The organism is Succinivibrio dextrinosolvens DSM 3072, assembly GCF_900167015.1.
Taxonomy (GTDB): Bacteria; Pseudomonadota; Gammaproteobacteria; order Enterobacterales; family Succinivibrionaceae; genus Succinivibrio; species Succinivibrio dextrinosolvens.
In genome coordinates this window covers 81,043-95,510 of the sequence record NZ_FUXX01000004.1, presented here as the reverse complement: position 1 = coordinate 95,510, position 14,468 = coordinate 81,043, and the positions used below count along the sequence as shown (strand labels likewise).

Sequence of the window (14,468 nt, the reverse complement as noted above, 5' to 3'; positions counted from 1 at the left end):
ACGGGTTTTTACGCTTTGTTATAATCGAGTACACCAAAGGAGTTAAAGAGGAATTTTTTATGGCAACTTCTTCAAAAAAACAAACAACAAAAACCACTGTTAAGGCAAAAGCTCCTGTAAAAGCTGCAGCTAAGACATCTACCTCAGCTACACAGACTACAGCAACTGTAGACAAGGCTCAGGTAAAGGCATTTAAAGAGCAGGTTGAAAAGCATCTGCGTACCACAATCGGTACTTCACCTGTCAAGGCAAGTAAACTAGCATGGTGGCAGGCTGTAGTTGCAACAGTTAATGAGGATATCTTCGGTCGTTTAACTGATACTCAGCAGACTCACGCAAAAAATGATACACGTGCAGTGCATTATTTATCAGCAGAATTCTTAATGGGAAGATTAACAATCAATAATCTTACCAACCTAGAAAAATTCGATGTTGCTCGCGAAGCATTAAAGGAATTTGGATTAGATATAAACGAAATTTGCGAGGAAGAGCCTGATATGGCTCTAGGTAATGGCGGTCTAGGTCGTCTAGCTGCCTGCTTTATGGATTCACTTGCAACCTGCAATTATCCTTGTGTAGGTTACGGTATTCATTATGAAAACGGCTTATTCAGACAGGAAATCCGTGCTGGTAAGCAGGTTGAGCGTCCTGATTCATGGAGAGAGTACGGTTGCCCTTGGGAAGCATGTCGACCTGAGTCTGTGCAGAACATACCATTGGGCGGTTATGTTGAGAAACAGACAGCTCCTGATGGCTCACAGTGTTCAGTATGGCACCCATCTAGCATGATTAAAGGTGTACCTTGGGATATTCCTGTTGTAGGATACAGAGGTTCATCTGTTGCAATTCTGCGTCTATGGGAATCACGTTCAACTGAACAGTTCAACTGGGACGTTTTCAATGCTGGCGGTTATGTTGACGCTCAGGCAGAAAAATCACTGGCAGAAACTATTTCAAAGGTTCTTTATCCTAATGACTCAACTGAGGCTGGTAAGGAATTACGTTTAACTCAGCAGTACTTCTTCTGCGCATGCTCTCTACGTGATATTTTACGTAGATATAAGAGATCTCATCATAATGACTTTAGCGAGTTTGCTGCAAAGATTGCTATTCAGCTGAATGACACTCATCCAACCATTGCTATTCCTGAGCTGATGAGACTTCTTATTGATGAGGAAGGCTTATCTTACGATCAGGCATGGGATATTACCTCAAAGACATTCAACTATACCAACCACACTCTGCTTCCAGAAGCATTAGAGAAATGGCCTGTATATATCTTTGAGAAGTTACTGCCTCGTCATCTTGAACTGATTTACGAGATTAACTTCCGCTTCCTGAATGGTCCTGTTGAGGCTAAGTGGCCTGGAAACAATGAAATCAAATCTAGACTTTCCATTATTGAGGAAGGTGAAGTAAGAAAGGTTCGCATGGCAAACCTATGCGTTATTACTTCTGAGCACGTTAACGGCGTTGCTAAGATTCACTCCAAGCTTGTTAAAGAGAATCTGTTCCCTGATTATGCTCAGTTATGGCCAAACAAGTTCTGCAACGTAACAAACGGTGTAACTCCACGTCGCTGGATTCTGTCATGCAACAGAGGTCTTGCTGAGTTATATAACGATGTTGCTGGTAAGGATTGGCCTCTAGATCTTGATAAGTGTGAAGTATTAAAGAAATATGCTGATAAGAAAGAGTACCAGGATCGTTTCATGAAGATTAAGCATGACAACAAGGTTGCTCTTGCTAAGACTATCAAGGAACTGACCGGTGTTGAGGTTGATCCTAACGCAATGTTTGACGTTCAGGTTAAGAGACTTCACGAGTACAAGCGTCAGCATTTAAATCTTCTGTACATTATGTCTCTGTACAAGAGTCTGCTTGAAGATCCAGATCAGGATATCGTACCTCAGGTATTTATCTTCGGTGCTAAGGCTGCTCCTGCATATACTCTTGCTAAGGACATTATTTTCGCAATCAATGCAGTTGGCGAGAAGATCAACAATGACCTGCGCATTAAGGGTAAGTTAAAGGTTGTATTCCTTCCAAACTACAGAGTAAGTCTTGCTGAAAAGATTATTCCTGCTGCAGATATTTCTGAGCAGATTTCTACTGCCGGATATGAAGCTTCAGGTACCTCAAATATGAAGTTCTCCATGAATGGTGCTCTAACTTTAGGTACTATGGATGGCGCTAATATTGAGATTGTTGAGCAGGCAGGTATAGAAAACAACTTTATCTTCGGTCTGAGTGTTGATGAGGTTCTTGAGTTGAAGCCTCGCTACAATCCATGGGATTACTACAACGCAGATCATGATCTGAAGGCTGTTGTTGATTGGCTTGATTCAGACTTCTTCACTCCTGGTCAGCCAGGTGCATTGTCATCAATCAAGACATCATTACTGAATAACGGTGATCCTTTCTTGGTTCTTGCTGATTTTGCATCCTACAAGGAAGCTCATCAGAGAGCTCAGAAGCTGTTCAAGGATAAGGCCAAGTGGGCAAGAGCTGCAATGATTAACTCTGCAACTATGGGTATCTTCAGTTCAGACAGATCAATTAGGGATTATGCTGAGAATATCTGGACTCTAAGAAGCCAGATTGTAAAGAAATAATCGATATTTGATTTGATGCTAAGCCCCTTCTAGTTTGTAGTAAGGGGCTTTTTAATTTCCGGAATCAGTTTCGGTCGATTTCGTACAGATTCATCATTCTTCCGTCTTTGACTTCAACGCAGTCAAAACCGCCAGCAACAGCCGCCTTAAGTCCTAGACCACCATCTTCAAAAACACAGCATTCTTTTGGTGAGAGCTTCATTCTCTCTGCAGCCAAAAGGAAAGTATCTGGATTTGGTTTATGACGGGTAACATTATCAGAGGTGACAACAACATCGATGAAATCTGTCATATTCTTTGCTTGAAGAAGACCTTCTACATTAGCTGTTCTTGAGCCTGTTCCAATTGCTATTTTAACGTTGTTCTTTCTGCTTTCTTTTAGGAAATTAAAGATCTCTTCAAAAACGATAATGTTAGGTACATTTTCAAGATAGATTTCGATCTTTCTATCAACGTATGTTTTTATATCTCCAACAGGGAATCCCTGATTTTTATAGAATCTGGCAATATCATAGCTCGAGGAGCCTCCAAGTCTATAGATATCAGCCATATCTATATCAAAACCGTGTTCATTAGCAACCTGCTTCCATGCGCGGGCGTGGAATGGCATTGAGTCAATAAGTGTTCCGTCAAGGTCAAAAATAAGACCTTTGTATTTTGTAAGTTTGCTAAATTTCATATTAATTCGTAGATGTCTTATAGACAAAAAAGTTTTATAAAAGAGTATATCCGTGATTATTTCTTAACAATTGTAAATGAATAATCGAATATTAGCGAGTTAGTTAATCTGAGATTTTCTTTTGGGGCGCAGGGTAGGGATGTAAAAAAAATCACCGTGTCTTGGACACGATGATTTTTCTGTTGTTTCTTTTGAGAGGATTAAGCTATCTGTAGCTTAAACTCCGTGCATGTAGAAACTTACAACGAACATGATTGAAATCAGCCACATTACAGGTGAGATTTCTTTTACATGACCTGTAAATGTTTTAATCAGACAGTAGCTGATGAAACCAAAACCAAAACCGTTACCGATAGAATAGCTTAATGGCATCATTGCGATAGTTAGGAATGCTGGAATTGACTCAGTAATATCTGAGAAATTAATATCCTTAACATTTCTCATCATCATACTGCCAACAATAATAATTGCAGGAGCAGTTGCAAATGCAGGAATTAGACCAGCAAGAGGAGCAAATACGAAAGCCAGGAAGAAGAATAAACCAACTACAACTGCAGTCAGACCGGTTCTACCACCTTCCTTGATACCAGTTGTTGACTCAACATATGAAGTAACAGTACAGGTTCCCAGTACAGCTGAAGCCATAGTGCCAACAGAGTCTGTTAAAAGAGCCTTCTCCATACCTTCAACATTGCCTTCCTTGTCCATTAGACCTGCGTCTTTGGTTACACCGATCAGAGTACATAGGTTATCGAACAGCTCAACTACTGTGAAGGTAAAGATAACAGTAACCAGACCGTAGTTAATAGCACCCATTACATCCATCTGCATGAAGGTATCTGCAAAACTTGGAATATCAAAACTGAATACATCTCCTACTGACTTTGGAGCAGGGGTAAGACCGAAAATCATTCCAAGAACAGTAATAGCAAGAATACCGTAGATTAAAGCGCCCTTTACTCTGTAAGCAAGCAGAATTGAAATCAGAATCATACCGATAATTGACAGGAATACCTTGCCGTCACCAATGTGACCCAGGGTAACCATGGTTGCATCTGACTTGACTACGATACCAGCACTGCTAAAGCCGATGATTGCCAGGAACATACCGATACCAACAACCACAGCTGCCTTGATGCTGTCTGGAACAGCCTTGATGATAAGAATACGAAGCTTGGTGATGGTCAGAATCAGGAAAACTACGCCTGATACAAAAACTGCACCTAATGCAGTCTGCCATGACAATCCCATGGTTCCGCATACGTAGAATGCGAAAAAGGCATTGATACCCATTCCAGGAGCAACACCGATTGGCAGATTGGAGAATAAGCCCATAGCAATTGAACATAGAGCTGCTGACCAAAGTGTTGCTGCAACGGCTGCTTCACGTGGAATACCTGAAGCCTCAAGAATAGATGGGTTAACGAATATGATGTAGGCCATTGCTACGAAAGTGGTTAGACCTGCAAGAAGTTCTGTTGAAACAGATGAACCTTTCTGTTCAATTTTGAATAGACGGTTCAAAAAGTGTGATGTAGACGAAAGCATAATGTCCTCAGTTTTTTATGCAATATTCTCTTTCAAAGAGAATCGACAAACCGAGTTATTTTATCATAATTTTGTCAATAACACTGATTAATCATGCGATTGTGTATTATCTTTTGACTGATTGTATGGTATCTATTTCTTATCCAATTTATGTTGGCTAATAAAGACGAGAAAAGAAAACACCTCCGGCAGTAGGAGGTGTTATCATGATAATTTTTATGATAAAGATCAATCTTTACTCGTCTTTTTCCTGTTCCCTGTATATTGTACCTTCAATATTTCTGCAGAAATAATCCAGCTGGGTTATAGCAGCTTCAAAGTTCAGATTATCCTGATAATCAAGTGTCATATGTTTCTTAAAATGTTCTCTTACAACAATCGGATCCGTCATTATTTTCTTGAATATATTTGTATAGTACTTAACTACTTCTTCTGATACGCCATGAGGGGCAACAATGCCTCTAATGGTTCCATACCATTTATTGTAATAACCGGCTTCCTCAAGAGTAGGAACATCAGGAAGAGCTGAGATTCTATTATTGCCAAAGACTGCCAGTACTCTCAATTTTGGTGAGTTTGATAAAACCAGGTCTGCAACCTCGGCAAAGGTTACGCAGATAAAATCAACATCTTTTGTTAATAGTTTTGCAAGCTGATTGATTGTTCCATCGCAGTGAACTGCAGTATATTCAAAGCCTGCTGAATGAGCAAAAAGCTGTGCTCCTGTGTGGTATGAAGCTTTATATCCATTTGTTGAAGCTTTAATTTTTCTCGGATGTTTTTTTGCATCTTCAACAAGATCATCAATCATCATGTATTTACTGTCTGCATTAACCACAATAATTGCAGTTTCTGTGTTCTGGGCACAGATTGGTACAACATCCGAAACCTTAAAGAAAGCTCCTGGAAGATAACTCATAGCAGCAAATGTTGGAAGGTTTACATATCCGATAGTATGTCCGTCAGGATTGGCTTTTACAATCTTCTTTACTCCCGAGATGCCATCTTCACCAACAATGTTCTCGATGATTATTTTCTGTTTGATGTATTTCTCTGCCACAGTCTTGATTGCCTGTGCGCTCATATCAGTGCCGCCTCCTGCCTTGTAAGGAACAATAATGGTGACATCCTGTGTAGGCTTCCATTCTCCTGCTACAGAAGAGAAGGAAAGAAAAGTAGAAAAAATACCAACAAACAATGCAGAACTAATTTTCATTATTACTGATCCCTAGGATAACGTTTTCTAATACTCAAAGTACTCCTACATATACTGAATATAAGTTAAAAAGATGAAGTTACAATTTTTTAAACTCATTTTCATAGAGTTTGTTTTATTTTTTTGCGTTATCTTAAAAATTCGAAAATGTTTTAAAACTAAAAGTCTTCAACAAGACCAATGTGAAAAAATACAGAATGATTCTGTCAGCAGAATATACTTTGGATGATTAAGTATTTAATTTTTGGAACAGTAAAACTTAATGGAAATATGACTTCTATATTGTTAGAATCTATTTCAAATGGAGAGTCTTGCTAAGGATTTGTCATGGAAACTCGAAAAATTGAGTGTCATACTTTGATTGTAGGTGCAGGTTCTGCCGGAATTGAAGCTTATAAAAGTGCAGTAGAAAACGGTGCCGACTGTATCATTGTTGATTCTGGACCAGTCGGAACGACGGCGCAGCGTTCAGGTGAACTTCCTACTAGTCTTTTAATGTCAGCGGCTCAATCCCTAAAATCTTTAAAAAATCTTGAACAATGCGGTATAAGTTTTCCCGTTCCTGTTCAGCCCGATACCTCCAATGTCCTATCTTCTTTAAGAGCCGTCAGATCCCGTGCAACGTCAGATGTTCTCTCTTTTATGTATAAAATTCCTGAAAACAGAAGAATCAGGGGAAAAGTTAAATTTATAGATAATCACAATGTAAGTGTTGATGAGTCCATTGAAATCCATTTTGAAACAGCCGTAATCGCAACAGGCTCTTCTCCTCTAGTAACATTTGAACAGTCAAGGTTAAAGAATATTCTGACCTCAAATGAATTTTTTGAGCTTGAGACTCTTCCAAAATCCGTTGCCGTATTTGGTAGTACCAAGGTTGGTCTTCAGTTAGGTCAGTCTTTATCATATCTTGGTGTTGACACAGTTGTATTCGGTCAGAAAAAACTCTGGCAGCTTACTGACGAATCAGTTCTGCTGGTTGCTCATCAGCTTCTTTCTTCCAGATTCAAACTTTATGTTGATACCTATGTAACCTCCATGGATGATGATGGAGATAACGGCTATACAATTTATTATGTTGACGGCAAAGGCTATGAAAACTACCTGCATATGGAAAGCATTGTTGCAGCAACAGCACGTATTCCAAATGTCGGTGGAATGAATCTTCAGAAAATCGGTATTAAGCTGATGCCTCACGGACTTATAAAAATCAACGAAAAGAATATGCAGACTTCAGTTCCTAATATCTTTGCTGCTGGCGATGTCTGTCGTGATACCTTCCTTTCATCTGTTGCTTTCGCTGACGGACGCTATGCCGGTTTAAATGCTGCCAACTATCCTGTTCTTTCCGATAAGCCTACTCAGGTTAAAATCAATCTTGTTTATACAGATCCTGTACTTGCGATTGTCGGTAATTCTCTTGAAGATATGAGAAAGTATGCAAAGATGACAGGAGATACTTTTATTACAACCGAAGTAAGACTTGCTCAGGGGCATTACAGAGGATTAAGAGAAGATGGCGGTATTCTGAGTATTTATACTTCTGTTACATCTCATAAGATCCTCGGAGCTGAGCTGTGTGCTTACAAAGGTGATAAAATAGCAAACTTCCTGGCATTGGCTATGGAAAATAACTACACCGTTGAAAAGCTTTCAGAATATAATTTTACGAATCTGTCCGCTGAGTCTGCAATTGGAATTGCAGCACAGAATGCAGTTGATAAATTAAAGAAAAGTAATAAATTTAGAGTTCATTAAAAATGGAAAAAACAATTGTTTTAGCATCCGCAAATGAAGGAAAGGCTAGAGAGTTCAGAGCAATCCTAGAGCCATTAGGATTCAAAATTGTTCTTCAGTCTGAACTTGGTGTTAAATCCCCAGAGGAAACAGGAAAAAGCTTTATTGAGAATGCTATTTTAAAGGCAAGATACGCTGCAGAGAAAACCGGAATGTGGGCTTTGGCTGACGACTCAGGTTTATCTGTGGATGCTTTAAACGGTGCTCCTGGAATTTACTCTGCCCGTTTTTCCGGTGGCGATGATAAGAGCAATAATTTAAAACTTCTAGATTTAATGAAGGATGTTCCTTCCGATAAAAGAACTGCAAGATATTACTGTGCCTTGTGCCTTGTAAGACATAAGGATGATCCTGTCCCTCTGACAGTTTTATCTTCCTGGGAAGGATCAATTGGCAATAAGGAAATAGGCTCAGGCGGTTTTGGCTATGATCCTTTATTCATAGTAACCGGTCGTCAGTGCACTGCAGCTCAGCTTCCTCCTCAGATTAAGAATCTGATTTCTCACAGAGGAAGAGCTCTGGCTGCTTTAACCTACAAACTAGAGCACAATCTTTCATGACATTATCTCTGCCAGTAGGATTATACGTACATTATCCCTGGTGCGTGAGAAAATGTCCTTACTGTGACTTTAACTCATATCCTGTAAAGAACAGGTCAGCATCTGAGGAAAACAGTTATGTAAACGCTCTGCTTTCTGAATTCTCCTTATATGAGAAATATCTTGAGGGCAGATCGCTTATATCCGTTTATTTTGGCGGAGGTACTCCGTCATTATTTTCTCCAAAGGATATGGGAAGGGTTATAGATAGAATCTCTCCTTATCTTACTGAAAATACAGAAATTTCCATGGAAGCAAATCCTGGAACTGTAAAACTTGATAATTTAAAAGACTACAGAAGCATTGGTGTTAACCGAATCAGTATTGGAGTTCAGAGTTTTAACGACACTTCTCTTAAAGCTCTGGGACGAATTCACAGTTCAAAAGATGCTGTCATGTGCTGTGAGAACGTTATTAAGGCAGGGTTTGATAATTTCAATATTGACATAATGCACGGACTGCCAAAGCAGAATGTCGCTATGGCGATAGAGGATATTAACAGAGCAGCGGAGCTGGGGTGTAATCATATGTCCTGGTATGAGCTGACAATTGAAGAAGATACTGCATTTGGTCTTAATCCTCCGGTTTTACCTTCTGAAGATGCCTTATCAGATATTGAGGAGCAGGGCTTTAATCTTTTATCTGAGAAAGGATTCAGGCGGTACGAGGTTTCAGGTTTTACCAAAGATAGAAGATGCATTCACAATCAGAATTACTGGTACTTTGGGGACTATATTGGAATTGGAGCAGGCGCTCATTCCAAACTTAAGCTTGAAGATAATACCTTCAGAAAAGCTAATCATGAAGTTCCATCAGAATACATCTCTCAGATAGAAACAGGCTCTTTAGAGCTTCGGAAAGTTAACTCTGAGGATTTACCTTTTGAGTTTATGCTGAACAGACTGCGTATTTTTGACGATATCGGATATGATGAGTTTGAACAAACTACAGGTCTTTCATTTGAAACTGTAAGAGAAAAACTGGAAGAGGCTCAATCCCTGGGCTTACTTGAAATGAACAGCGAATCATATCGTCTAACCTCAAAGGGCAAATGGATGCTCAATGATATTCTGGAAATGTTTTTGGATTAGGTGTAAACTGCAACGACCCTCCTCACGAAAACAGTTTTTGTCAAAAATGAGCAGTAGGACAATGTACTTTTGTAAAACACACTGTTCATCCACATAGCAGATTATAGAAAGATGCTATAATTTCATTGAAAAGAAGATAATCAAATCAAAACAGCGGGATTTTTTACAACATCAGATTTTACTACGGGATATCTGTAGTAACTATACGAACGGAATTCAGGACAAATACGATCCACTCTACCTGTTATTATTTCCCCCGCAATAAAGGGTAGAGGTTATCGACGAGAAAATTTATGAATACAAACGATAAAAAAAGAATTAACTCACTTTTAGCATTGAAGAATGCTCCAAAAGGAAAAATAGAAGCAGATTTCAGAGTTGCCCTATATGTTGTTGCAGCTCTATACCATCTTGATTTTTCAAATAAATCAAATCTAGGAGTATGCTCCTATTTAATGGGAGAAGTCGGTTTTAAAGGCGATATTTCCCGTTATTCTGAAAAGGACTATTCAGAGTGCTTAAAGGATCTCGTGGATAAAGGAAGTCTGATTCCATTAGGCAAGGGCAGTTCTTATACAGCTCCAAATGATCTGATGATTTTTAAATCAAAAGTCTTTTGTGTAGAAGATCCTGCCATGTCTGTTGAAATGGGGGAAAAGTTCTACAACTACTGCGTAGCAGATGAGACAGGAAAACAGTACAGACTTAATTCTGATTTTGTTCTGCTGCCAAACGATGAAGTTGAGGCTGTGGTTTCAAAATCTGGTGATGTTGCTTATATCAGAAACATTACCAAGGTAAGACAGTGTGTATTAGGAAGAGTAATTCCTCTGTCAGGGAAAAAGGTAGGATTTTCTCCTGATGAACCAAATCTTAAGCAGTTGAAGTTCTTCTTTAATTCAAAGGAATCTCTGGGGGAGGCAACATCTGGTGACGTTGTTATTGCCCAGATTGTCAAAAGAGATACTTCTGGCTTTGAAATCAAGACCAGGGAAGTGGTAAAGGATATCGGCAATCTTAATAACATCATTGTTATGGCTGTGTTAAGAAACGATATTCCTAATGTATGGCCTCAGAATCTTTTAAAATCCCTTTCAAGAATTCCTGATACTGTATCTGAAAAAGATACCAAGGGCAGAGTTGATCTGCGTGAGCTGCCTCTTGTAACCATCGATGGCGAGGATGCTCGAGACTTTGATGATGCAGTTTACTGTAGAAAAGAGGGTAAGGGCTGGCGCCTATGGGTAAGCATTGCCGATGTTTCTACTTATGTAAAGCCTAATACTCTTTTAGATAAGGAAGCTGTAAACCGCTGCAACAGCTGTTACTTCCCTAATTTTGTAATTCCAATGCTTCCTGAAAAGCTTTCAAATGGAATCTGCTCTCTAAACCCAAATGTTGACAGATTATGTATGACAGCTGAAATGGAAATCTCTCACCAGGGTAAGATTACATCATACAAATTCTATCCTGCGGTTATGAGATCACATGCCAGACTGACATATACCGAAGCATGGCAGATGATGGAGAAGGGTACTGTTCAGTTTGAAGAGCATGAAAGCGTAGTAGAGGATGTTAAAGAACTTCATAACCTGTATCTTGCTTTCAAGAAAGACAGAATCAACCGTGGAGGTGTTTCTGTCGAGTCAGAAGAGCTTCATTTCGTGTTTAATGAGGACATGGAAATTGAGGGAATCAAGCCTCTTGAGAGAAATGATGCCCATAAGGTTATTGAAGAGTGCATGATCGCAGCTAATGTTGCCGCAGCCTGCTTTGTGGCATCCAAGAATGCTCAGACTCTGTACCGTGTTCATGCCAAGCCAACAGAGAAGAAACTGGGGCTTTTAGTTACCCAGCTGGCAAGATTCGGTCTGTCTTTACCTGGCGGAAAGGAGCCAACCTCCAAAGATTACATGAAGCTTGCAGATTCAGTTGCACATCGTGTTGATGCAAAGATTATCAATGAACTGATTCTAAGAAGTATGTCCAAGGCAGAATATACTCCAGAGAACATCGGTCATTTTGGTCTGGCACTGGAGAAATATGCTCACTTTACTTCTCCTATTCGTCGTTATGCTGATCTTCAGTTACACCGTGTTATCAAATATCTTCTTGAAAAAGAAGAGAAAAGATCATGGGGTAAGATTGGTTCAAGATCTTATACAAGAGCTGAGCTAGTTGCTTTGGGTGTAAAGTGTACAGATAGAGAAATCGCAGCAGATATGGCAGAGCACGAGGTTGATGCTGCTTTAGCATGTATCTATATGGAGAAATTCATCGGTGAAACTGTTGAAGGTACCGTAACTGCAGTAACAAGTTTTGGTGTGTTTGTAAGAATCGATGATTTTGGTATCGATGGAATGATTTATATTGGAAACTTTAATTCCTATATGGTCTTTGATGAACGAACCCAGACTTTAACTTCCAATAGAGGAGAATCTTACGCAATCGGTAAGAAAGTTAAGGTTGTGGTTGCTGATATTAATCATGAAGAGCATAAGATCAACCTGATGCTTGCCAATATGAGTAAAGCCCAGATCAATGCTCTTAAAAAAGAAAGAGATGCAATAGTTGCAAATAGACAGAAAATTGTTCAAAATGCACCAAAAAATGATAAAGAAAAAATATTCAAGAATCTTTCAGACATATCAAAGGGCAAAGATCCTTCAGAACAGGATATTGTTTTGAGAAACAAAAAACAGTCTTTTTCAATTGGAAAGGAATATATAAGTGATCCATATGATTCAGCAATTGATATGAAAAAGATTAAGTTCTCAAAGAAATCGAATAAAAAGAGTAAAAAAGGTTAAAAGTTTATATGTACGTAAATAAGAAAAAGGCAAATACCAGAGAAATCATCTATGGTATTAATGCAGCTACAACCGCAATTCAGTCAAATCCTGACAAAATTACTGCAGCATGGGTAGTTAAAGGTCGTGAAGATGACAAGCGCATTCGTCAGATTGAGCAGATGTTATCTCAGATCGGTATTAAGGCACAGGTTGCAATGCGTCATTCCTTAGACGAGAAGACTGACAACGGAGTTCATCAGGGAATTGTGCTTGAGGTTATCGCTACTCCTCCAAAGGATGAGAGATTCCTGGAGACTCTACTCAAGGATCTTGAAGGTCAGAGACAGCTTTATCTAATCCTAGATGGTGTTACCGATCCAAGAAATCTTGGTGCTGCAATGCGTTCTGCATGGGCTGCAGGTGCCGCAGCCGTTATTGTTCCTAAGGACAAGTCTGCATCATTAACTCCTGTTGCCAGAAAGACCGCTGATGGTGCCGCAGAGCATGTTCCTTTTGTTGCTGTAACCAATCTTGCAAGAACCATTGAACTATTACAGGAGTTTAATGTTGAGGTTGTTGGCATGGCTGGTGAGGCTACAGATACAATCTATGATTACGACTTCCAGAAGGCCACTGCTCTTGTAATGGGCTCTGAGGAAAGCGGTATGCGTCATCTGACACGCGAGAAGTGTGACGCTATTGTTAAGATTCCTATGGCGAAGGGCGTTGAGTCTCTAAATGTTTCTGTTGCTGCAGGCATTGCTATGTACGAAGTTGTTCGTCAGCTTTCTGTAAAATAGAGTAAACATTCTTTTTTGCTATCGTATTCAATCAGATACGATAGCAACCCTTCAATCTTTCTGATTTTTCTTGATAAATCGCACAAAAAGCGTATAATAACCGCACTCAGTCATGTGGATAATATATTCACATTGGTCTCCTTGTCTGATAATTGACTGATTTATCAGATTTTTACCGTAAGGGGCATTTTAATGCGTAACTACGAAATTGTATTCCTGGTTCACCCAGATCAGACTGATCAGGTTCCAGGTATGATCGAGCGCTACAAGGGCGAGATCGAGAAATCAGGTGGTAAGGTTCACCGTTTAGAGAACTGGGGCCGTCGTCAGCTGGCTTACCCAATCCAGAAAGTACACAAGGCAACTTATGTTCTTATGAACGTTGAAGCTGATCAGGAAGTTATCGATTCAATCGAGAACACCTTCCGTTTCAATGATGCTATTATCCGTAATTTAATCATTCGTACCAATGAGCCAATTACTGAGCAGTCTCCTATGATGAAGGCTCGTGATGACCGCCGCGTACGTGATGAAGAAATTTCTTCACAGAAGATTGAAGATGATGCAGATGCTGAAGCTTCAGTAGATGCAGAATAAGGGGATTAATCATGGCTCATTACTATCACCGTCGTAAGTTCTGCCGTTTCACTGCAGAAGGCGTTACCGAGATTGATTACAAAGATGTTGCTTTATTAAAGAACTATGTTACCGAGTCAGGTAAGATTGTTCCAAGCCGCATCACAGGTACCAGTGCTAAGTATCAGCGTCAGCTAGCTACTGCTATCAAGCGTGCTCGCTTCTTAGCTCTATTACCATACACTGACCTACAAAGCCGCTAATTAGGAGCTAAAATGGAAGTTATTCTATTAGACAAAATTGGCCGTCTAGGCGGTCTAGGTGACAAGGTTAAGGTTAAGAATGGTTATGCTCGTAACTACCTGTTACCTTTAAAGAAGGCTGTTTTAGCAACTAAAGAGAACCTAGCTAAGTTCGAAGCTGAGCGTGCTCAGTTTGAGGCTAAGATTGCTGCTGAGTTAAAGGCTGCTCAGGATCGTGCTGAGAAGTTAAACCAGATTGGCAAGTTCGAAATCGCTGCTCAGGCTGGCGACGAGGGCAAGCTATTCGGTTCAGTTGGTACTCGCGATATTGCTGAAGCTGCATCAAAAGCTGGTGTAGAGTTACACAAGTCAGAAGTTCGTCTTCCAGACGGTGTTCTACGTTCAGTTGGTGATTACCAGATCGAAATTCAGCTTCACGCTGATGTTAAGACCGAAATTACTGTTTCTATCGTTCCAGAGAAGTAATAGTTTTTCGTTCTAAATAAAAACGGA

12 protein-coding genes are annotated in these 14,468 nt (G+C 39.7%); 9 read left to right on the top strand and 3 right to left on the bottom strand.

Annotated features, from left to right (window positions below; all coding sequences use genetic code 11):
• Positions 1-59: 59 nt before the first annotated feature.
• The gene (locus B5D46_RS02225; RefSeq protein ID WP_078928027.1) at positions 60-2,615 is read left to right on the top strand and encodes a glycogen/starch/alpha-glucan phosphorylase; all 2,556 of its coding nucleotides are present in this window, start codon (positions 60-62) and stop codon (positions 2,613-2,615) included.
• Positions 2,616-2,679: 64 nt separating this feature from the next.
• Here the strand turns inward: B5D46_RS02225 and B5D46_RS02220 are convergent, their stop codons facing one another.
• The 3 genes from B5D46_RS02220 to B5D46_RS02210 all read right to left on the bottom strand — a co-directional run bounded on the left by B5D46_RS02220 (position 2,680) and on the right by B5D46_RS02210 (position 6,058).
• The gene (locus B5D46_RS02220) at positions 2,680-3,294 is read right to left on the bottom strand and encodes an HAD family hydrolase (RefSeq protein WP_078928026.1); all 615 of its coding nucleotides are present in this window, start codon (positions 3,292-3,294) and stop codon (positions 2,680-2,682) included.
• Between the two features lie 216 nt (positions 3,295-3,510).
• A complete protein-coding gene (locus B5D46_RS02215; protein WP_031490966.1) occupies positions 3,511-4,842 on the bottom strand; it encodes an NCS2 family permease in 1,332 nt (443 codons plus the stop codon).
• Positions 4,843-5,077: 235 nt separating this feature from the next.
• Complete coding sequence (locus tag B5D46_RS02210) at positions 5,078-6,058, bottom strand: tripartite tricarboxylate transporter substrate binding protein (protein ID WP_078928025.1); 981 nt, start codon at positions 6,056-6,058, stop codon at positions 5,078-5,080.
• Between the two features lie 327 nt (positions 6,059-6,385).
• Between B5D46_RS02210 and B5D46_RS02205 the strand changes: the two genes are divergently transcribed.
• The 8 genes from B5D46_RS02205 to rplI all read left to right on the top strand — a co-directional run bounded on the left by B5D46_RS02205 (position 6,386) and on the right by rplI (position 14,441).
• Positions 6,386-7,816: an FAD-dependent oxidoreductase gene (locus B5D46_RS02205; protein ID WP_078928024.1), complete on the top strand. Its 1,431-nt coding sequence runs from the start codon at positions 6,386-6,388 to the stop codon at positions 7,814-7,816.
• A gap of 2 nt (positions 7,817-7,818) precedes the next feature.
• Positions 7,819-8,415: an RdgB/HAM1 family non-canonical purine NTP pyrophosphatase gene (rdgB, locus tag B5D46_RS02200; protein ID WP_078928023.1), complete on the top strand. Its 597-nt coding sequence runs from the start codon at positions 7,819-7,821 to the stop codon at positions 8,413-8,415.
• Positions 8,412-9,545 (top strand): radical SAM family heme chaperone HemW, encoded by a 1,134-nt coding sequence (hemW, locus tag B5D46_RS02195; RefSeq protein WP_078928022.1) that lies wholly within the window; start codon positions 8,412-8,414, stop codon positions 9,543-9,545. The genes rdgB and hemW overlap by 4 nt, the downstream gene beginning before the upstream one ends.
• 293 nt (positions 9,546-9,838) lie before the next feature.
• Positions 9,839-12,355 (top strand): ribonuclease R, encoded by a 2,517-nt coding sequence (rnr, locus tag B5D46_RS02190; RefSeq protein WP_078928021.1) that lies wholly within the window; start codon positions 9,839-9,841, stop codon positions 12,353-12,355.
• Positions 12,356-12,363: 8 nt separating this feature from the next.
• The gene (rlmB, locus tag B5D46_RS02185) at positions 12,364-13,137 is read left to right on the top strand and encodes a 23S rRNA (guanosine(2251)-2'-O)-methyltransferase RlmB (RefSeq protein WP_031490960.1); all 774 of its coding nucleotides are present in this window, start codon (positions 12,364-12,366) and stop codon (positions 13,135-13,137) included.
• 192 nt (positions 13,138-13,329) lie between these two features.
• Positions 13,330-13,734: a 30S ribosomal protein S6 gene (rpsF, locus tag B5D46_RS02180; protein WP_031490959.1), complete on the top strand. Its 405-nt coding sequence runs from the start codon at positions 13,330-13,332 to the stop codon at positions 13,732-13,734.
• An 11-nt stretch (positions 13,735-13,745) separates the two neighbouring features.
• Positions 13,746-13,976 carry a 30S ribosomal protein S18 gene (rpsR, locus tag B5D46_RS02175; RefSeq protein ID WP_021890783.1) on the top strand — a complete coding sequence of 77 codons (231 nt, stop codon included), beginning with the start codon at positions 13,746-13,748 and terminating at the stop codon, positions 13,974-13,976.
• Positions 13,977-13,988: 12 nt separating this feature from the next.
• Positions 13,989-14,441, top strand: a complete 453-nt coding sequence (gene rplI / locus B5D46_RS02170; protein WP_031490958.1) for a 50S ribosomal protein L9 — start codon at positions 13,989-13,991, stop codon at positions 14,439-14,441.
• The last annotated feature ends 27 nt before the right edge of the window (positions 14,442-14,468 follow it).